This window comes from Kitasatospora sp. NPDC054768 (assembly GCF_053612025.1).
Map to the genome: position 1 here is coordinate 1 of NZ_JBSHBN010000178.1, position 18,761 is coordinate 18,761.

17 protein-coding genes and 1 pseudogene are annotated in these 18,761 nt (G+C 75.0%); 5 read left to right on the top strand and 13 right to left on the bottom strand.

Translation table 11 applies throughout. The annotated features are described in order from the left end of the window. The 5 genes from ACWGKU_RS34985 to ACWGKU_RS35005 form a co-directional block, all read right to left on the bottom strand. Window positions 1-1,297 (bottom strand): protein phosphatase 2C domain-containing protein (locus ACWGKU_RS34985; protein WP_452191704.1); only part of this gene is annotated, 1,297 nt, incomplete at its 3' end. Window positions 1,298-1,300: 3 nt separating this feature from the next. Further along, window positions 1,301-3,964, bottom strand: a complete 2,664-nt coding sequence (locus ACWGKU_RS34990) for a tetratricopeptide repeat protein (protein ID WP_452180553.1) — start codon at window positions 3,962-3,964, stop codon at window positions 1,301-1,303. Window positions 3,965-3,969: 5 nt separating this feature from the next. Further along, entirely contained in the window at window positions 3,970-5,337 is a 1,368-nt protein-coding gene (locus tag ACWGKU_RS34995; protein WP_401052176.1) for a hypothetical protein, read from the bottom strand. A 285-nt stretch (window positions 5,338-5,622) separates the two neighbouring features. After that, entirely contained in the window at window positions 5,623-6,582 is a 960-nt protein-coding gene (locus ACWGKU_RS35000) for a glutamate ABC transporter substrate-binding protein (RefSeq protein ID WP_401052178.1), read from the bottom strand. Window positions 6,583-6,602: 20 nt separating this feature from the next. Continuing rightward, window positions 6,603-8,117 carry a hypothetical protein gene (locus ACWGKU_RS35005; RefSeq protein WP_452180554.1) on the bottom strand — a complete coding sequence of 505 codons (1,515 nt, stop codon included), beginning with the start codon at window positions 8,115-8,117 and terminating at the stop codon, window positions 6,603-6,605. Window positions 8,118-8,463: 346 nt separating this feature from the next. On the opposite strand from ACWGKU_RS35005, the gene ACWGKU_RS35010 reads away from it, so the two are divergent. After that, the gene (locus ACWGKU_RS35010) at window positions 8,464-9,039 is read left to right on the top strand and encodes a nucleosidase (RefSeq protein ID WP_401052183.1); all 576 of its coding nucleotides are present in this window, start codon (window positions 8,464-8,466) and stop codon (window positions 9,037-9,039) included. Window positions 9,040-9,201: 162 nt separating this feature from the next. Here the strand turns inward: ACWGKU_RS35010 and ACWGKU_RS35015 are convergent, their stop codons facing one another. Continuing rightward, window positions 9,202-10,134 carry a sigma-70 family RNA polymerase sigma factor gene (locus tag ACWGKU_RS35015; protein WP_380545693.1) on the bottom strand — a complete coding sequence of 311 codons (933 nt, stop codon included), beginning with the start codon at window positions 10,132-10,134 and terminating at the stop codon, window positions 9,202-9,204. 103 nt (window positions 10,135-10,237) lie between these two features. Here ACWGKU_RS35015 and ACWGKU_RS35020 point away from each other — a divergent pair, with 103 nt between their 5' ends. Next, complete coding sequence (locus tag ACWGKU_RS35020; protein ID WP_452180555.1) at window positions 10,238-11,020, top strand: SDR family oxidoreductase; 783 nt, start codon at window positions 10,238-10,240, stop codon at window positions 11,018-11,020. Window positions 11,021-11,053: 33 nt separating this feature from the next. Next, a complete protein-coding gene (locus tag ACWGKU_RS35025; RefSeq protein ID WP_452180556.1) occupies window positions 11,054-11,575 on the top strand; it encodes a hypothetical protein in 522 nt (173 codons plus the stop codon). Here the strand turns inward: ACWGKU_RS35025 and ACWGKU_RS35030 are convergent. Further along, a complete protein-coding gene (locus ACWGKU_RS35030; RefSeq protein WP_387685446.1) occupies window positions 11,565-12,161 on the bottom strand; it encodes an isochorismatase family protein in 597 nt (198 codons plus the stop codon). The genes ACWGKU_RS35025 and ACWGKU_RS35030 overlap by 11 nt on opposite strands. A gap of 72 nt (window positions 12,162-12,233) precedes the next feature. Here ACWGKU_RS35030 and ACWGKU_RS35035 point away from each other — a divergent pair, with 72 nt between their 5' ends. Continuing rightward, window positions 12,234-13,193, top strand: coding sequence for a GlxA family transcriptional regulator (locus ACWGKU_RS35035; RefSeq protein ID WP_452180557.1), 960 nt, complete (start codon window positions 12,234-12,236; stop codon window positions 13,191-13,193). Window positions 13,194-13,278: 85 nt separating this feature from the next. Here ACWGKU_RS35035 and ACWGKU_RS35040 read toward each other — a convergent pair whose 3' ends face one another. Together ACWGKU_RS35040 and ACWGKU_RS35045 are read right to left on the bottom strand one after the other, a co-directional pair. Further along, the gene (locus ACWGKU_RS35040; protein WP_452180558.1) at window positions 13,279-14,835 is read right to left on the bottom strand and encodes an AMP-binding protein; all 1,557 of its coding nucleotides are present in this window, start codon (window positions 14,833-14,835) and stop codon (window positions 13,279-13,281) included. A 194-nt stretch (window positions 14,836-15,029) separates the two neighbouring features. Next, entirely contained in the window at window positions 15,030-15,557 is a 528-nt protein-coding gene (locus tag ACWGKU_RS35045) for a hypothetical protein (RefSeq protein WP_401048995.1), read from the bottom strand. A 122-nt stretch (window positions 15,558-15,679) separates the two neighbouring features. Here ACWGKU_RS35045 and ACWGKU_RS35050 point away from each other — a divergent pair, with 122 nt between their 5' ends. Beyond that, window positions 15,680-16,381 (top strand): alpha/beta hydrolase, encoded by a 702-nt coding sequence (locus ACWGKU_RS35050; protein ID WP_401048997.1) that lies wholly within the window; start codon window positions 15,680-15,682, stop codon window positions 16,379-16,381. 111 nt (window positions 16,382-16,492) lie between these two features. Here ACWGKU_RS35050 and ACWGKU_RS35055 read toward each other — a convergent pair whose 3' ends face one another. The 4 genes and pseudogenes from ACWGKU_RS35055 to ACWGKU_RS35070 form a co-directional block, all read right to left on the bottom strand. Then, on the bottom strand, window positions 16,493-16,651 hold the full coding sequence (locus tag ACWGKU_RS35055) for a pentapeptide repeat-containing protein (RefSeq protein WP_452180559.1): 159 nt from the start codon (window positions 16,649-16,651) through the stop codon (window positions 16,493-16,495). 214 nt (window positions 16,652-16,865) lie between these two features. Next, window positions 16,866-17,234: a hypothetical protein gene (locus ACWGKU_RS35060; RefSeq protein WP_401048999.1), complete on the bottom strand. Its 369-nt coding sequence runs from the start codon at window positions 17,232-17,234 to the stop codon at window positions 16,866-16,868. A 231-nt stretch (window positions 17,235-17,465) separates the two neighbouring features. Further along, window positions 17,466-18,329: an alpha/beta hydrolase gene (locus tag ACWGKU_RS35065; RefSeq protein WP_452181103.1), complete on the bottom strand. Its 864-nt coding sequence runs from the start codon at window positions 18,327-18,329 to the stop codon at window positions 17,466-17,468. 117 nt (window positions 18,330-18,446) lie between these two features. Next, window positions 18,447-18,761 (bottom strand): annotated as a pseudogene (locus ACWGKU_RS35070) (hypothetical protein); the annotation flags it as partial.

The following is an 18,761-nucleotide window of genomic DNA, read 5'->3' on the forward strand; positions in this document are numbered from 1 at the left end:
GGGCCGGAGCGGCGGGGACGACCGGCGGGACGGTCGGCGCCGGGGGCACCTCCGGCGGCGCCGGCGGCGCCGGCGGGACCGGCGGGACCGGGGGCAGCGGGGCGGCGGGGGAGCCGATCACCGGGAGGTCCGGCAGGGTCGGATCGTGGTCCTCGTCCTCCTCCGCGGCCGGTCGGCCGGCCGGCCGCGGAGCGATCACCGGCAGGTCCAGCGCGGTGGGGCTCTGCTCGGCCTCCTCGACGGCGGCGGCCGGCGGGTCGATCGGCAGCACGGCGACGGTGATGTTGTCGTGGCCGCCGGCCGCGACCGCGAACTTCACCAGGGTCTGTGCGGTGGCGAGCGGCTCGGTGCGGGCGTCCGGGCGCACGTAGTACGCCAGGTCGGTGGCCGCCTCGGCGTAGTTCCACAGCCCGTCGGTGCAGATCAGCACCACCCCGGGGACGTGCGGGGTGAAGTCGAGGGTGTGCGGCACGACCTCCTCGGCGTCGGCGCCGAGCCAGCCGGTGATCGCGTGCGCGCGGGGGTCGGAGTAGGCCTCGGCCTCGCTCATCAGCCCGGCCTCGACCATCCGGGCCGCCCAGGAGTCGTCCTGGGTGAGCCGGAAGGGCTCGGCGGCGGCGCGGTCGTCCGGGATCCAGTACGCCCGGGTGTCGCCGACCCACCCGATGGTGACCCGTCCGCCCGCGGCTATGGCGCTGACGTAGGTGCAGGCGGGCGCGTTGAGGTCGGGGCGGGTGGGGCCGGCGCCGTCGGTGGCGAGGTCGGCGACGGCCTTGGCGGCGTCGGCGATGGCCTGGTGCATCGCCCGGTTCGGGTCCCGGCCGGCCTCCAGGGCGGTCAGCAGCGACTCGGAGGCGGCGTCCACGGCCGTCTCCGAGGCCTCGTCCGGGCGGTCGGAGGAGGAGACGCCGTCGCACACCACGGCGACCACGACCGGCTCGCCGCCGGGCAGCGAGGTCGCGGCGACGGTGAAGGAGTCCTCGTTGCGGTGGTGGCGCACGCCGCGGTCGCTGACCCCGGCGACGCCCCCGAGCGACTTCTCCATGTGGTCGCGCGGGCGCGGCTGGGCGCCGCCGCAGCCCTCGCAGTAGCCGTCCGGGGCGACCTGCGGCTGCCCGCAGTGCACGCAGACCGGCCCGCGCGGCGACGGTACGGCCTCGCCGCGCGCGGCGGCCCAGCTCGCCGGCATCGAGCCGGGGGCCGCCCGGCCGTTCCGGCCGGTCCCGCAGGAGCCGCAGAAGGCGTCCTCCTGGTCCATCGGCTCCGAACAGCTCGGGCACTCGGTCTGCTGCGGCATCTGCTACACCCACGTCCTGGGACGGGCACGGTTGGCCCGTTCCACCATCTCGATCCTGATCTCGGCCCGGTCGGCCAACCGGGCGAGTACCCGGTAGGACTGTTCCAGGGCGAAGCGCAGTTCCCGCTCCTGTGCGGGACGTCCCAGTACCACCAGGTCGGTGGCCCGTCGGCCGGCGGCCGCCTCGGCGCCGACCCAGCCGAGGGCCGCGTCGAGCACCTCGACCGCGAGCTCCTCGCGGCGGCGGGAGTCCAGCCGCAGCGCGGTCAGCTGCGCGGAGCTCGCGCCGAGGTCGACGGCCAGGTCGTCGGTGGCCGGGCGCTCGCGCAGCCGGGCCCGGACGGCGGCGATCCGGGCGGCCGTGTACTGGTTGGAGGTGGCCGGGACGGTCTCCAGGACGCGGACCGCGCCGGTCCGGTCCTCCTCGGCCAGCCGGACCCGGGCCAGCCCGAAGGCGGCGCTCAGGTAGGCGTGGTCGGTGGCCCACACCAGTCGGTAGAACTCGGCCGCGTCGCCGCCGTCGGCGAGCAGTTCGGCGCAGATGGCGAGGGCCAGCTTGGGGGCGGCCTCGCCGGGGAAGGCGTCGTAGACCGCGTCGAAGGCCTCCGCGGCGGCCCGCAGGGCCGTGACCCGCCCGCTCGCCTCCGGGCGCTCCTCGCTCTCGGCGCCGGCGCGCTCCTCGGCCCGGGGCGGGGCCTCGCTGCCGACCAGCGCGGTCAGGCCGCGGTACCAGACCACCCGCCAGTCGTCCGGCTGGTCCTGTTCCAGTTCGGCGAGGCGGCGCACGGCGTCCGGGTGGCGGCCGAGTTCGAGCAGGGTGCGCAGTTCGCGCAGCCGGCTCTCGACCGAGACGGTGGGCGCGGCGGCCAGCGCGGCGAGCGTCTCCTCGGGGTCGGGGGTGACCAGGACGGCCAGGAAGCCGGCGTTGGGGTCACCGGGGTCGACCCGGGGTACGGGCAGTGCGAGGGCGGCGGCGGCCGGGTCCAGGGGGGCCACCCGGAGCTGTCCGGCCTGTTCGGTGGGCAGCACCAGCTCGGTGTCGACGACGCGCAGTTCGGGGCCGAACAGGGTGGACGGCGCGGGCCGGGGCCGGTCGTCCTGGAGGGCCATGATCTCCCGCAGCACGCCGGTGAGCTGGTCGGCCATCTCCTCGGCGGAGGCGAAGCGGCGGGCCGGGTCCGGGTCGGTGGCGCGGACCAGGAAGCGGTAGTAGGACTCGTACCGGGCGAAGGCCTCGACCTGCTCGGGGCCGGGCAGCGAGTCGCGGTAGGTGCCGCTGTAGCCCTGGAAGTCGAAGGTGAGCACCGCGAGGGTGCGGGCCACGGTGTACAGGTCGGAGGCGACGGAGGGGCCGTCGGTGGCGATCTCCGGGGCCTGGTAGCCGATGGTGCCGTAGATCGGGCCGTCGTCGTCGAGCCGGCGGACCGCGCCCATGTCTATGATCTTGAGCGTGTCGCCGCTCTGGATCACGTTGTCGATCTTGAAGTCGCAGTACACCAGGCCCCGGCCGTGCAGGTACCCCAGGGCCGGCAGCGCCTCCAGCGCGTAGGCGATCGCCTGCTCGACCGGCAGCGGCTCGCGCCGGCCGTCCGCGGTGCGGCGCTCGTTGGCGATGTCCTTGAGCGACTTCCCGCCGACGTACTCCATCACGATGTAGCCGTCGGTGGCGCCGGTGCGCAGGTCCGGGTGTTCGGCGAAGTTGATGATCCGGACGATGTTCGGGTGGTCCACCTCGGCCAGGAACCGCCGCTCGGCGACGGCCACCGCGAGCGCGTCCTCGTCGCCGGTGTCCAGCAGGCCCTTGAGCACCACCCACTTGTCGTTGACCCGCCGGTCCACCGCCAGGTAGATCCAGCCGAGCCCGCCGTGCGCCAGGCAGCCCACCACCTCGTACTGCCCGCCGACCAGGTCGCCGCGGCGCAGCTTGGGCGTGAACGAGTACGGCGTGCCGCACTTGGTGCAGAAGCCGTCCGGGCGGCCCGGGCTGCCGTTCTTCTCCCGGCCCACCGGGGCCTCGCACTTGGAGCAGAACCGCTTGCGCTCGGGCACCTCGGGGTTGGCCAGCACCGCCCGGGACGGGTCGGCCGCCTCGACGGTCGGCACGGTGACCAGGCCGGCGCCCAGCCGGCTGCGGGTGCCCGCGGTGCCGCCGCCCCGGGTGGAGCGGACCGAGAGCGAGCGGCCGCTGCCGGTGCGGGTGGAGCGGTGCGAGCGGGAACGGCCGGACATCGTACGGGCCGAGCCGGTGCGGGCCGACATCGAACGGGCCGGGCCGCCGGAGCCGTGGCCGGAGCCGGTGGGGCCGGAACCGGGGGAGACCCGGGCGGAGGGGACGTACGGCTGGGTGACACCGGTGTCGCCGCCGGGCGGGGTCAGGCCGCACTCGTCGCAGTAGCCGTCCGGGTCGATGGTGCCGGAGCAGTCGCGCGGGCAGGGCGAGCCGGGGCCGGCGGACGCCGGTGCTCCGGTTCCCGGTGCTGCCGTCCCCGGTGCTCCCGTCGTCGGTGCTCCCGTCGTCGGTGCTCCCGTCCCCGCGGTCCCCGTCGTCGCCCCCCCGGGCGTGGCGGTGGTCCTGGCCGCCGGGGCCAGCCCGCACTCGTCGCAGTAGCCGTCGGCGTCGATCCTGCCGCTGCCGGAGCACTCCGGCCGTTCGCACGTCCCGCCCATCAACCTCAGCCCCCCTGAACCTCTCCGTCGGCCGGCGGCCGGCCGGCCGCCTCCTGAGCCTGCCCGGTTCCGGCCTCGGTGTGGGCCGGCCGCAGCGACTGCTGGAACCGGGCCACCGCGGCGGCCGCCGCCCGCAGGTCGCAGGGCGCGCTCCACAGCAGCCAGCGCGCCTTCTCGTACCGTTCGATCACTTCCGGGTCCTCGGAGACCCGCAGCCGGGCCGCCATCGCCTTGTAGGCGTCCAGCCGGCCGCGCAGCTCGGCCCGGACGGCCAGCGGCTGGGTCACCTCGGAGAGCGACTGCCGGGCCCGGGTCAGCTCCTTGGCGGCGGCGTCCTCCAGCGTGTCCAGCAGCGGCGCCAGCCGGCCCCACTGCCCGGCCTGGCGCAGGTCCAGCGCCGCGACGATCCGCTCGCGCAGCGCCGAGGCCGGTCCGGGCACCGCCGGGACGTCGCTGGACGCTATCTTCGCCAGCACCTCGCCGCGCGCCCGGCGGGCCTCGGCCAGGGTGGCGTCGGCCCGCTGGAGCAGGTCGCCGACGCCCTGGAGGCGGTCCTCGGCCTCGTCGCGCAGCCGCAGCAGGTCCTCCAGCTCCAGCCGGACGCCGTCCAGTGCCCGCCCGGCCCGGTCGAACCGCTCGGTGTCCACCACCCCGGCCGGGCCGGCGAAGGCCGAGCCCTCCGGGACCGTGCCGCGCTGGGCGGGCACCCGGGCCGGGCGCCACAGTGCCAGCGGGTCCCCGCGCACCTCGGTGCGCAGCTCGGTGAGGTCCTTCTCGATGCCGGCCAGGTCGTCGCCCAGCGGGTGGGCGCCGGTGCGCACGCCGAGCGAGGCGGCCAGGGTGCGCACCCGCTGGAGCTCGGCCAGCAGCAGGTCGATCCGGGCCGGCAGCGCCGACCAGACCGCGTCGGCGGCGCTGACCACCTCCAGAACGGTGGCGTACCAGGAGTTCATCCGGGTCATCAGCGCGTCCAGGCTGATCCGTTCGACCAGCTTGGCGGGCGCGCCGAGCACCTGCGGGCCGTCCGGCACCACCCCGCCCGGGACGGTCACCGCGTCGCCGGTCAGCAGTTCGCTCAGCTCGGCGAGTTCGGGTGTGCCGGGCTTGGCCTTGCGGGCCCGGACGGCCCGGGCCGAGGCCAGGGCCTCGGAGTAGCGGTCGAACAGCGCCCAGAGCAGCGGCAGTCCCTTGCCGGCGACCGACCAGCGCTCCAGGGTGCGCCCGGACAGCTCGGCGCCGTCCAGCAGCCGCAGGCCCGGGTGGTCCTGGAGGGCGAGCAGCGCCGACTCGACCGCGTCCCGCTCCGCGCCGAGGCGGGCGAGCGCGCGGTCGACCTCCTCCCGGCTCAGTACCGGGCCAGCCGATGCCGCCACCGCGGTGTCCTTCCTTCCTCGCGTGCGATCCCGACGTACCTGACGTGCTCGACGTACCGGACGTGCGGTCCCACGACAACCCCCGTGTCCACCACCGGTCTCCCCGTGGTGATCGTCCCGAACCCTAGCCGGTGGCCGTTCGGGCGGAGCGGGCGCGGGGCGTCAACGTGCCGTCAACGCCCCGCTGACGGATCGTGCGCCACCTCTCCCGCGCCGTCCTGCGCGCCGTCCCGCGCCGTCCCGCGCCGTCCCGCGCGCCGCCCCCGGACCTGCCCCGACGCCGGATCAGTGCGGTGCGGGCCAGTAGTGCTCGGCCTCGTTGAGCATGTACGGCTTGAGCCAGTGTTCGTACGAACGGGTCCAGTCGCCGCGCGCGTAGTAGTCGGCCAGGACCTGGTTGACCCGGGCGGCCAGGTCGGTGCTGTCCTTCAGCATGGCGACGCCGATCACCTCCGGCTGGGCCTCGCCGTCCACGATCCGCACGGTCTGGTCCTGCGCGGCCTGGCCGGCCGCCAGGCCGTTGTCGGTCATGGTGGCGTCGACCTTGCCGAGCTGCATCAGGACCAGGCAGTCCAGCTGGTTCTCCACCGTGACGACCTGCCGGGCGGTCTTCTTCTCCTTGACCACGGTCAGGGCGGTGGAGCCGTCGGCGGCGCAGACCGCCTTGTCCTTGACCGCGTCGTCGATGTTCTTCGCCGGCGACGACTTCGGCACCAGGACGCGCTGGCTGATGTTGAAGTACGGCTTGGAGAAGGCGACGTCCTCCATCCGCTTGCAGTTGATCGTCATGGTGCGGACGATCAGGTCGACCCGGCCCTTCTTGATGGCGTCGATCCGGTCGGCCGTGGCCACCGGCTTGAGCACCACCTTGTCCGGGTCGCCCATGACGGCCGCGCCGATCGCCCGGGCGAGGTCGATGTCGAAGCCCTCGATCTGGCCGGTGTTCGGGTTGCGGGCGCCCCAGCGGTAGCTGTTCTGGTCCACGCCGATCACCAGGCTGCGCCGGGCCTTGATGGCCTTCACGGCCGGGCCGTCGTCGGTGCTCGGCGGCACGCTCCTGTAGATGTCGCAGCCGTCGGCCGGGGCCTGCTCCTCCTGGACGGCCAGGGGCGCGGCGGTCGTGGCCGCCGGTGCGGCGCCGACCGGGCCGCCCCCGGTGAGCACGGCCGTGCCGGCCGCCAGCAGCGCGAGCGCGGCGGCGGGCCTGGTCCTTCTCCTCGATCCGCTGGATCCTCTGGTGCGCATTGCGTCTCCCCCTCTGCCCGTCACCGGTACTCGGCCAGTCGCCGGCCCAGGCCCCGCAGCGCGGCGGTCGCGGCCACCAGGCCGAGCAGCGCGGCGGCGACGGCGGCGGCGCGCAGGTCCCCGCCGGTGCCCTCGGCGGCCTTGTCGAAGCGGTCCTGCTCGATGTCGGCGGCCCGGGCGAGCGCCTTGTCGGTGGCGTTGAAGGCGGCGTCGGCGGTGGCCGCGTCGCCCTTGGCCGTCACGGTGGCCTCCAGGGCGCCCTGGTAGTCGGCGTTGTCGACCTCCAGGGCGCGGGCGTCGTCGTGCCGCCGGCGCCACTCGTCGAACTGCTTCGAGGCGTCCACGACGCTCGACACGGCGGCCGACGGCGCCAGCCGGACGGCCTGCGGCAGGGAGCCGTTGGACCGGTCCGGCGGGAGGTCCTTGGCTCCGGCCAGGTGTTCGGTGGCCTTCGTCCACTGGTCGGCGTACTTGGTGGTCGAGCCGCGGGCGACGAAGTGCAGGTTCTCCGCCAGCCGGGCGGTCAGGACGTCCACCCGGGCGGTGTTGAGCGCCCGCAGCGGGGCCGCGCCCTCCCGGTTGCTCCGCTGGAGCGCCGAGCTGGTGGTCAGCCCGGTGACGGTGAGCCACAGGGCGCCGGACAGGACGGCGGCGGTGGCGCCCAGCAGCCCGATGTTGAACACCCGGTTGGTGCGGCGGAACAGCGTCAGCTGCACCCAGGCCAGCGCGGCCAGGGCGACCAGCGCCAGGCCGTACGCCGCCCACGGGACCGCTCTGGCCTCGGCGTAGTCGTCGGACAGCTCCCGGTCCTCGACGGCGGCCAGTTCGGCGGCGGTCGGCAGCAGGACGGTCTGCATCTGCTCGGAGGCGTACCGCAGGTAGGCGCCGCCGAGCGGTATGCCCTGCCGGTTGTCGGCCCGCGCGGTCTCCACCAGGCCGGCGTACACCGGGAGTTGCTGGTTCAGCCGGGCGAGCGAGCCCTGCGCGGGCGAGGTCGCGGTGGTCCGGGCGGCGGCCTGGGCGATCAGCTTGGCGGCGGTGGCGATGTCCTGCTCGTAGCGGTTGCGGACCTCGTCGGGCTCGGCGCCGGCCAGCAGGAAGCCGCTGGCCGCGGTGGTGGCGGCGTCGGCCAGGTTGCGGTGGATCTCGGCGGCGTCCCGGCTGAGCGGCTGGCTGTACGAGACCACCCGGTCGGCGGCCTGGGCCCTGGTCTCCAGTTGCCAGGCGGTGAGCCCGCCGAAGGCCACGGTGAGCACCGCGAGCACCACGCCGGCCAGCCGCAGCCGGCCGGGGGGTGTGCGGGTGGCCTGCGCGAGCCGGGCGCGCACGCCGGTGGCGACGGCCGCCGGAGGGCGCTTCGCGGGCGCCCCGCCGGGTCTGGGTGCCGGGGGCGCCCCGCCGGACTTCGCGAGCGGGGCCGATCCGGGGACGGCCGGTGCGGCCGTCGCCACTGCTGCGCCCGGTGCCCCCGGCAGCTGGTTCGGCCGTGCCGGGAACGCGGCGCCGGACGCGCCGCTGCCTACTGGTGTTGCCACCCGCCTCATCCTCCCCTGGGGCCGGGCCCGTCCCCGGGGCCCGACCGATGGCAGCAGTATGGCCGTGACTCCCCCCGGCCACACCTGACTTGCGCCGATCTTGAGCATGTCGTGCACGTTCCCGGGACGGCCGGTACCACTGGTGCCGCCGGTGCCGCCGGTACCGCCCGTGCCGTCGGTCCGGCCCTTTCGGCTCGGGCCGCTCCCACCGGTCGTCCCGAGAGGTGGCGAACCGTCCGACGCGGGCCGCACCCTACGCGGTTCCCCCGGCCGGGCGGAGCGCGGGGGTCCGCTTGAGGGCGCGCGATCCCGGGTGCGGCGACCCCTCGCTCCGTACGATGGAGGTATGCGCCTGCTTGGAACGATCTCGTCCGACCGCCCGCTGCTCGTCGTCGCCGTGCGCGAGGAGGCCGCCCACCTGGACGACCGCCTGCCCGTGCTGCTCACCGGGATCGGGAAGGTCAACGCCGCCGTCGCGCTGGCCACCGTCCTCGCGCAGGGCGAGAAGCCCTCCGAGGTGATCAATCTCGGCACGGCCGGTGCGCTGCGCCCCGGCTGGGAGGGCACCCACCACGTGGTCCAGGTGATCCAGCACGACCTCGACACCGCCGCCCTGCACGCGCTCACCGGGCGTGAGTACGGCGCCCCGCTGGTGATCGGCAAGGGAGACGGCCCGGTGCTGGCCACCGGGGACCTCTTCGTCTCCGACGTGGACGCCCGCGACCGGCTCGCCGAGCACGCCGACCTGGTGGACATGGAGGGCTACGCCGTCGCCACCGTCGCGCACCGGGCCGGGCTGCCGGTGCGGCTGGTCAAGCACGTCAGCGACGAGGCCGGGGACGGTGCGGAGCACAGCTGGAAGGAGGCGGTCGACGACTGCGCCCGCAAGCTGGCCGACTGGGTGGTCGCCCAGGGCTGGTGACGCCTGCTCACGATGGCGCCTGCTCACGATGGCGCCTGCTCACGATGACGCCTGCTCACGATGACGCCTGCTCAAGGGGCGCGCCTGCTCAAGGGGGGCGCAGGAGTGTGGAACGGGGTGGGAGGGCGACGGCCCTCCCGCCCCGCTCCGTGCGCCCGCGCGTCACTGCTCCCGGAAGTCCGTGAGGTCCAGGGCCGCCAGCCGCTCCGGGTCGGTGAGCACGTCGATCGCGACGATCGCGCCGTCCACCACGGTGAAGGCCATGATCGACAGCGCCCGGCCGTTGTCGCCGACGACCACCGCGCCGGCGGTGCCGTTGACCAGCGCCGGGCGGGCGAACGGCGACAGCGTGCCCCACAGGACGGCCTGGCCGGCCACCGTGCCGGCGCCCGAGAGCACCACCGTGTGCCGGGCCATCGCCGTGCCGCCGTCCGAGCGCAGCACCACGTCCGGGTCGAGCACGGCGACGAGCGCGTCCAGGTCGCCGTTGCGGGCGGCGGCGAAGAAGGCGTCCACGGCCCGCCGCTGCCGGCCGAGGTCCGGGTCGGGCGCGGGCGCCTGCCCCTGCACCTTGCGGCGGGCCCGGCTGGCCAGCTGGCGGGTGGCGGCGGCGGTCCTCTCGATCAGCGGGGCGATCTCCTCGAACGGCACCGCGAAGAGGTCGTGCAGCACGAAGGCGACCCGCTCGGCCGGTGACAGCGACTCCATCACCACCATCAGCGCCAGCCCGACCGAGTCCGCGAGCATCACCTCCTGCTCCGGGTCCACGACGCCCTCGCGCCGCAGCAGCGGGTCCGGGATGCGCGGCGGGCCCGGCTCGCCGCCCGGCCCGGCGGGTTCCAGCGGCTCCTCGCGGCGCTGGGCGCGGGTGCGCAGCAGGTTCAGGCAGACCCGCGAGACCACCGTGGTGAGCCAGCCGCCGAGGTTGGCCACGCCGGCGGTGTCGGTGCGGTCGTAGCGGAGCCAGGCCTCCTGGAGGGCGTCCTCGGCCTCGCTGATCGAGCCGAGCATCCGGTACGCGACGGCGCGCAGGTGCGGGCGCTGCTCCTCGAAGAGCGCGGCCCGGGCAGAGCTCTCGTCCACCTTCTCGTCCACGTGTCACATTCCTTCGTCGCCGGGGGTCAGGGCAGCAGGAGCCACCCAACAACGGCCGCGGCGGGGAGATCAACTCCCTGCCCGGGACGAAACGGAGACGATCATGACGAAGCACACCGTGCTGGTCACCGGCGGGACCGGAACCCTGGGCCGGCAGGTGGTCCCGCTGCTGCGCGCGGCCGGGCCGCCGGTGCGCGTGCTCAGCCGGCAGGACCGTCCGGACGCCGACGGCGTGACGTACGTGCGCGGCGACCTCCTCGGCGACCCGGCGACGGCGGCCCGGCAGCTGGACGCGGCGCTGGCCGGGGTGGACACCGTGCTGCACCTGGCCGGCGGCCCCAAGGGCGACGACGTCGCCACCCGGCTGCTGGTCGCCGCCGCGCGGCGGGCCGGGGTGCGGCACCTGGTGTACATCTCGGTGATCGGCGCGGACCGGCTGCCGCTCGGCTACTTCCGGGCCAAGCACGCCGCCGAGCGGGCGGTGGCCGACTCGGGCCTGCCGTACACGATCCTGCGGGCCGCGCAGTTCCACGACCTGGCGTTCACGGTGGCGGAGAAGATGGCCCGGCTGCCGCTCGTCCCGGCCCCCGGCGGGGTCCGCTGGCAGCCGGTGGACGTGCGGGAGGTCGCCGCCCGGCTGGTGGAGCTGGCGCTGGACGGGCCGGCCGGGCCGGTGCCCGACCTGGCCGGCCCCACGGTGTACGAGATGGGCGAGCTGACCCGCGGCTACCTCGCGGCGCGCGGCCGCAGCCGCCGGCACCTGCCGCTGCGGGTGCCGGGCAGGGTCGGGCGGGCGTACCGGGCGGGGGAGAACCTGGCCCCGGCGGGGGCCGAGCACGGGCGGCGGACCTGGGAGGAGTACCTGGCGGAGCGGCTGGCGGGCTGAGGAGTGTCCGTGGCGGTCCGTAGGGTGGCCGCCATGTCCCTCCTCGATGCGATCCGCGCCGACGCCGACGCCGCCGACTTCCTGGCCTGGCCGGGCGACTTCTCCCTCGACGTCCACGAGCACGTGGAGGAGGTCGTGCTCGCCTCGGGCGCGGCCCTGGAGCCGGTGGCCAAGGACGGCGCGGGCGGCACCTTCTTCCTCTGCGGCGAGGGCGGCGAGGAGCGGCCCGTGCTGTACGCCGATTCCGAGGGCGGCGCGGCCCTGCTGGCCGTCGGGGTGCCGGAGCTGGTCCGGCTGCTGCTGGCGGTGCCGTGGTGGCGGGACTGCCCGCGGCTGACGGTCGAGGAGAGCACGGGGGCGGCCGAGGAGTACCTGGAGGACGAGCCCGACCTGCTCGCCGGCCGGGACGCGGCGGCCGCCGCGCTCGGGCTCGACGTCCCCTCCCCGGCCGAGGCCCTGGCGCGGCTGCGGGAGCTCGCGCTGGGCCCCGGGACCTCGTACGTGCTGCTCAACGCGGAGGAGGGCACCGCGTACGAGCCGCTGTTCAGGCCTTAGCCGCCCGGAGCACCTGCTCCGTCGTCACGACCTTGGCGAAGCGCATCGCGTGCAGGGTGGTGGCCGTGGCGCGGGCGAGGTCGGCGGCGGGGACGGTGGTGCCGTCGGGGCCGGTCATGTCGAAGGAGTGCATGGCGTCGACGGGGAAGACCGCGTCGTAGCCGAGGTTGCCGGCCATCCGGGCGGTGGTCTCGTTGCAGACGTTGGTGATGATCCCGGTGACCACCACCTGCCGGGCGCCGCGTTCCTGGAGCCAGGCGTGCAGGTCGGGGGTGCCGTAGAAGGCGCTGTTGACGGTCTTGGTGATGTGCAGGGCGGGGGTGACGTCGGCGACGAAGTCCTTCAGCCCGTGCCCCGGGGTGCCCTCGGCGAGCGGGCCGGCCGGGGAGGTGTGCTGCACGGTGACGATCGGGCGGCCGGTGGCCTGCCAGGCGGCGATCAGCTCGGCCATCCGCTGCTCGGCCCGCGGGTTGTCGCGGGGGCCCCAGAAGGCGGTGTCCTCGAAGCCCTTCTGGACGTCGATGAGCAGCAGGACGGCGTCCTGGTCGAGGGTGAGGGGGGCGTCGAAGGCGTCGGTGTTCGTCATGCCGTCCATGGTGGTCGGGGTCGTCGGGCGGGCGTGATGGGCAGCGGGGCCACCCATCGATAGGTTCCTGCCATGCGAACGGTGGGTTGTCTGATCTTCGACGGTGTCCGGGCCTTCGACTACGCGGTGATCGGCGAGGTGTGGGCGAACCGGACCTCCCGGCCCGGCCTGCCCGCCTTCGACCTGCGGGTCTGCGGGCCGGAGGGCGCCCGGGTGCGGCTGGGCGGCGGGCTGGAGCGGGTCCCCGACCACGGGCCGGCGGCGCTGGCCGCCTGCGACCTGGTGGTGGTGCCGGGCGTCGAGGACCCGGCCGCCCGGCGCGGCCCGGAGATCCTGGACGCCCTGCGGGCGGTGGCCGCCGCCGGCGTCCCGGTCGCCTCGCTCTGCGCGGGCGCCTTCGTCCTCGCCGAGGCCGGCCTGCTGGACGGCCGGGAGGCCACCACCCACTGGGCGCTCGCCCCCGAACTCGCCCGCCGCTTCCCGGCGGTGACGGTCCGGCCCGAGGTGCTCTTCACCGGCGGCGACGGCCTGTGGACCTCGGCGGGCGTCGCGGCGGGCATCGACCTCTGCCTCCACCTCGTCCGCACCGCCCACGGCCAGCAGGCCGCCGCCGCCATCGCCCGCGCCATGGTCACCGCGCCCTTCCGGGCGGGCGGCCAGGCCCAGTTCATCCCCTCCCCGGTCCCGGACGCCGCCGGTGACGACCCGCTGGCCCGGCTGCGGGCCGAGGTCGCGGCCTCCCTCGACGCTCCCTGGACGGTGCGCCGGATGGCCGCCGCCGCCCTGATGTCCGACCGCACCTTCGCCCGCCGCTTCACCGGCACCACCGGCACCACCCCGATGCGCTGGCTCCTCGACCAGCGCGTCCTCACCGCCCAGCGGCTCCTGGAGGAGACCGACCTGCCCGTCGACACCGTCGCCACCCGCTGCGGCTTCGCCTCGGCGGTCTCCCTGCGGCCGGTCTTCACGGACCGGGTGGGCGTCGCCCCGAGGGAGTACCGCCGGGCCTTCCGCGGCCGCGAGGAGGGGTAGCGCGGAGGGCCGGCGGCAGCGAGGGCCGGGCGCGGGCCGGCGGGGTGGCGGCCCTCCGCGCCGCCACCCCTGGACTTCGCCGCCCTCAGGCCGTGGCGGCTTCGCGCAGGCGCTTCTTGTCCGGCTTGCCGACGGGCGTCAGCGGGATCTCGTCGACCAGGTGGAGCGCCTCGGGGGCGAAGATCCGGCCCTTGCGCTCGGTGACGAAGGCGCGGAGTTCGTCGAGCCGCGGCCGCTGCCCCGGGGCGGGGACGACGGCGACGTGGACGTGCTCCGTCTCCTGGTCGTCGCGGACGCCGAAGACCGCGCAGCGGGCGACGGTCGGGTGGGTGAGGAGGAGGTCCTCCACCTCGGACGGGTAGACGTGCCCGCCGACCACGATGATCAGGTCCTTGACCCGGTCGGAGAGGTAGAGGTAGCCGTCCTCGTCGAAGTAGCCGACGTCGCCGGTGTTCAGCCAGCCGTCCCGCAGCACCGCGGCGGTGAGGTCGGGCCGCTTCCAGTACCCGGCCATGATGCCGTCGGAGCGCAGGTGGACCTCGCCCTGTTCGCCGGTCGGCAGGTCGGTGCCGTCGAGGGAGCGGATCGCCACCTCGACGCCCGGGGCGGGCCGGCCGACCGGGACCTGGATGCTGTCGGGGCCGATCCGGACGTGCTCCTGCGGGGTGAGGTAGGAGATCAGCTGCGCCTCCGACATCCCGTAGACGCCGACCAGGACGGGCCCGAACACCTTGAGCGCCTCGCGGATCCGGGTCGGCGAGGCGGCGCTGCCCCCGTAGAGGATCTGCCGCAGGCTGGACAGGTCGGTGCGGCCGATCGCCGGGTGGTCGAGCAGTTGGTGGAGCAGCGCCGGCAGCACCCAGAGGTCGGTGATGCGTTCGCGTTCGACGGCGGCCAGGACCGCGCCGGGGTCGAAGGAGCGCTGGAGGACCACCGTGCCGCCGCGCTGGAGGGTCAGGTCGGACATGATCCCGGCGAGGTGGGCGAGCGGGGTGGCGGCGAGGAGGCGGGGCGCGCCGTCGACCGGGTCGCTGCCGACCGGGGCGTCGAAGACGCGGCGGTAGGGCCCGTGCAGGCTGAGGATGCCCTTCGGGATGCCGGTGGTGCCGCCGGTGTGGCGGATGCCGAGGTCGTCCTCCGGGCCGATCCGGACGTCCGGCGGTTCGGCGGGGCGGTGGACGGCGGCGGCGATGACGTCCTCGCCGAGGGCGCCGGGGGCGCGGTCGGCCGGCCCCGGGCCCAGGGTGAGGACGGTGGGCCCGTCGAGCAGCGGGAGCAGGCGGGCGGCCGAGGCGTACCGTTCGGCGTCCACGAGCAGGAGGGTCGTGTCGACGCTCGCCGAGATCTCGGCCAGGACCGGCTCGCTCATGCCGTCGTACAGGTTCACCACCCGGGCGCCCGCGAGGCCGGCCGCGTACCGGGCGACGAGGGCCTCGGGGGTGTTGCCGGTCAGCAGGGTCACGGTGGTGCCGAGGGCGGCGCCCCGGGCGATCAGCTCGTGGGAGAGGCGGTAGGCGGCGGCGGCGAGGGCGCCGGCGGTGATCCCGGCGCCGTCGGCGGTGACGACGGCCCGCCGGCCGGGGTCGGAGGCGAGGGACCGGAGGATCAGGGCGGGGCCGCTGACGAACTCCGCGTCGCCCATGGCTACTTCTTCCTTGCAGTTTGCAACCATGGCCACAGGCTAACCCCACCCGCACCGTCGTACCGGGGAGGTTCTGCCGGTAATTGGCGTGAACGCATCGCCATCGGCGCAATCATGACGGTCCGTCATGTCGATGGCGCCGCGCGCGCCGCCCCGTCCGGGTGAACCACGCGGGGGGCGGTGCGTCGCCCCGCTCAGAACGCCGCCGGGGGCCGCAGGGCGAGGTCGGTGGCGGTGGCCCAGTGCTCGGTGGCGGCGGTGACGATCACACAGCCCTGCTGGGAGGGGAGTCGGGGGACGAGGGCGCTGCGGCAGCCGTGGCTGTGGTGGACCTCGACCGGGACGCGGACGCCGTGGAGCAGGACCTCGCCCGGGGTGGGCGGGCCGTCGAGCGGGGCGAGGTGGGTGCGCGGGTCGAGGCGGTCCGAATGGGCCAGGAAGGTGGAGAGTTGGGACTGCGGGGTGGTGAGGGAGCCCACCCGGTGGCCGGCCGGAACGGGGCGCGAGGTCTGGACGACGGCGACGAGTTCGCCGTCCAGGTGGTAGTTGAGGTCGAGGTGGCAGAGGTAGCCGTCGGAGGACAGCCGTCCCAGCAGGAAGGACCACCCGGGCGGAGCGGCGCGGAGCGCGGCGATCTGCTCGCCCCACTCCTCGGCGGTCTCGCGGTGGGTCGGTATGCGGATGCTGCGCGGGCCGGTGTCGCGGAACAAGGGCTTTCCCAACGAGTGGTGGCTGATCGGTCGTTGGGACGAGTATGCGGGTGGCGCCCGGCAGTTCGGGGGCGGACCGGTCGGTAGGCTCGGGCGCGGTCCAGAAGTGATCCGTTCCGGACGGGGAGTGATCCGTGGCGACGTACGTTCTGATCCATGGCGCGGCGGCCGATGCCTGGTACTGGGGGCCGCTGGCGGCCGAGTTGCGCGGGCGGGGTCACGAGGTGGTCGCGCCGGACCTGCCGTGCGACGACGACGCGGCCGGGCTCGCCGAGTACGCGGACGCGGCGGTGGCGGCGGTGGCGGCCGTCGGGGACGGGCCGGGCGAGCTCGTGGTCGTCGCGCACTCGTTCGGCGGCTTCACCGGACCGCTGGTCTGCGCGCGGATGCCGGTGGACCTGCTGGTCATGCTGCATGCCCAGGTGCCGGCGCCCGGGGAGACACCGGGCGCGTGGTGGGAGAACACCGGCTACTGGGCGGCCCGCCGCGAATCCGACCGCAGCAGGGGCGTGGCAGAGGGCGCGGAGGAGGACGAGCGCGCCCTGTTCCTGCACGACACCCCGGCCGCGCTGGCGGAGGAACTCCTCGCGACGCACGGGCGGCGGCAGTCCGCGACCCCGTTCGGGACGCCGTGGCCGCTGGAGGCCTGGCCGCAGGTGCCGACCAGGTACCTGCTGGCCACCGGCGACCGGTTCTTCCCGCCCGCGTTCCTGCGGCGGCACGTCGAGGAGCGGCTCGGCTTCCGCCCGGACGAGATGCCGGGCGACCACCTCCCCATGCTCGGCCACCCGCAGGAGCTGGCCGAGCGGCTGGAGGCGTACCGGGCCGCGCTGTAGCCGCCGCGCGGCGGCTGGGGGGATCAGGGCGCCGGGCAGGTCTCAGGCGGGGACGTTCGACGCGTCGGAATCGGGTACGACCTCGACGGACGCCAGCTGCTCGGGCGTCAGTCACGCCGTGGCCAGGCTGCTCCTGGTGAAGCGTGCTCCGGAAAGGTCGGCGTCGGCGAAGGAGCTGCCGCTCGGCTCGGCGTCGGCGAAGGATGCGCCGGCGAGGACGGCATGGTCGAAGCGGCAGCTCGTGACGGTCCTGCTCGCCCGGCTGGTCAGCTGGTGGGGCTAGAGCGGTCGCACGTCAACCCTGCGGACGGCCACCCGCGTGCCGGCCGGCTGGAGGTCGCCGCTGTCCCGAACCACTGCCATCCCGGGGCGCGTGCAGCCGTGGCTGCCGAGGGGCCGGAGGAACGGGAGCCCCTGACGGTGGAGCAACTGCACGACACCCTCGCAGCATGGTTGGGCACGAGCGAGCGATAGCACCGTCCGGTCATCGCCCGGTGTCGTCGAGCAGCTCGCGCTTGGCCGCTCGGAAGTCCGCCAGGGCCCGGGGGTCGTTGTCGAAGTAGTCGTTCCAGAAGTTCGGGCGCTGCCAGAGGGCGTGGGCCAGCCGCATGCGGCCGTTCTCCAGGACGAGGGTCCAGCTGGAGGGCAGGTGTGCGTCGACGGTCTCGAACATCGCCGGATCCCAGAATGAGCCGGGGTCGTTCCCGCTGTCGTCCAGGACGCGGATCATCCAGTAGTCGGGTCCGGTCATCATCTCCAGGACCGGGTAGACACCGCCCACGTGTATCGCGGGATGAACCGCGATCGTCTCGTCGCTCTGCGGATCGATGATCTGGGTGCACTTCACTCGCATGGAGGCAGTCTTCACCAAGAAGTGGACCGGGTGGCTGTTCGGTGGCGCGCGCCGGCTGCGGGCGAGGTGGGCCGCGGTGTGACCGGTCAGGACGTAGCCCTGAGCCGGGTCCTTCGGCGCACAGGAAGTCGGCGGGGCCGACTTCCTGTGCGGGGCTACGGGCGGGGGCGGGGCGGTGGTGGCCAGGCCGGGGGGCGTGGCCACCACCGCGCGGGAGCCGTCACGGAACGGTCAGGCTTCGGTGGGCAGGAGCGCGGCGAGATCGCCCAGGACCCGGGCGGCCGGTGCCGGGTCGACCAGCCACTTCAGGTGGCTGCCGGGGAGCGTACGGACGTCGTAGGGATTGTCCGGGGTGAGCGCGTCGCCCTCGCGGATCATCCGGTCCTGCATGGCGAGCGGGATGCCGGCGTCCTCGCTCAGCCGGACGTAGGTCCTGGGGATGCGCCCCCAGGTGTCGGCCTGCGCCCGGTCGTCGGGGGTGCCGGTGTCGAGGTTCTCGTCGGGCTGGAAGCTGTTGAGGAAGACCATGAGCTGGTCGTCCGTGCCGTCGGCGAGGAAGGCCGCCTTGAAGCCCGCGAGGATGCCGGGGTCGGCGGTGCGGAAGTTGCAGCGCAGCAGCCCGAGTTCGGCGGGGTTGCCGACGAGCGCCGCCGCCATCCCCGCGGCGTCGGCCGTGGCCATCTCGGGCTCGGCGTAGTAGGCGCCCACCGGGAGGTCGACGGGGGCCCAGGAGGAGACGTAGACGATGCGGTCGATCAGGTCGGGCCGCTGGTTGGCCGCGACGGTGGCCGTCAGGCCGCCGCGGCTGTGGGAGACCAGGACGACGGGCCCGTTGCGCTTGGCCCGCTCCAGGATCCCGATCAGGTGCGCGACGTTGTCGGCGAGGGTGACGCCCATGATGGCGCCGGGCACGGTGGCGAGCCCTTCGAGGTCCTGCGGCGCCTGGTAGGCGGCCGGGTACGTCGCGGCGAATCCGTGCCCCGGGAGGTCGACGGCGACGGACCGGTGCCCGAGGAGGCCGAGTTCGGCTTGAAGCGGCGCGAAGGAGAAGGAGTTCGCGAAGGCTCCGTGGACCAGGACGAACGTCGGTTGCATCTGTCTGCTCACTTTCTGACCTCCGTGCGTCGGCGGCATGCGCGTCGCACGGGGGCAGCCGTCGAACAGCTGCCCAACTGTTCGACGGCACACAGTACTCAGCGAATGATCATCGCACTACCCGGAAAAGCCCTTCGCCGCCTGGGTGCGGCAGTGGGTGAGGGCGTAGGTGAGGCGGGTGTCGGGGTTGGGGGTGGTGGTGAGGAGTTCGCCGGCGGTGACGAGGGTGGTCCAGTAGGTGACGGGGTTGCCGGTGCGGGGGAGGGGGCGGGCGGCGGCGAGGGAGAGGTAGGCGGCGGTGAGGTTGCCGGTGGTGAACCAGCGGGTGAGGCCGTGGTGGTGGCCGGGTCGGATGCCGCCCATGGCGTCGATGGCGGTGAGGAAGTGGTCGACGACGGCGAGTTCGGTGTCGGTGAGGGAGGCGGGGACGTC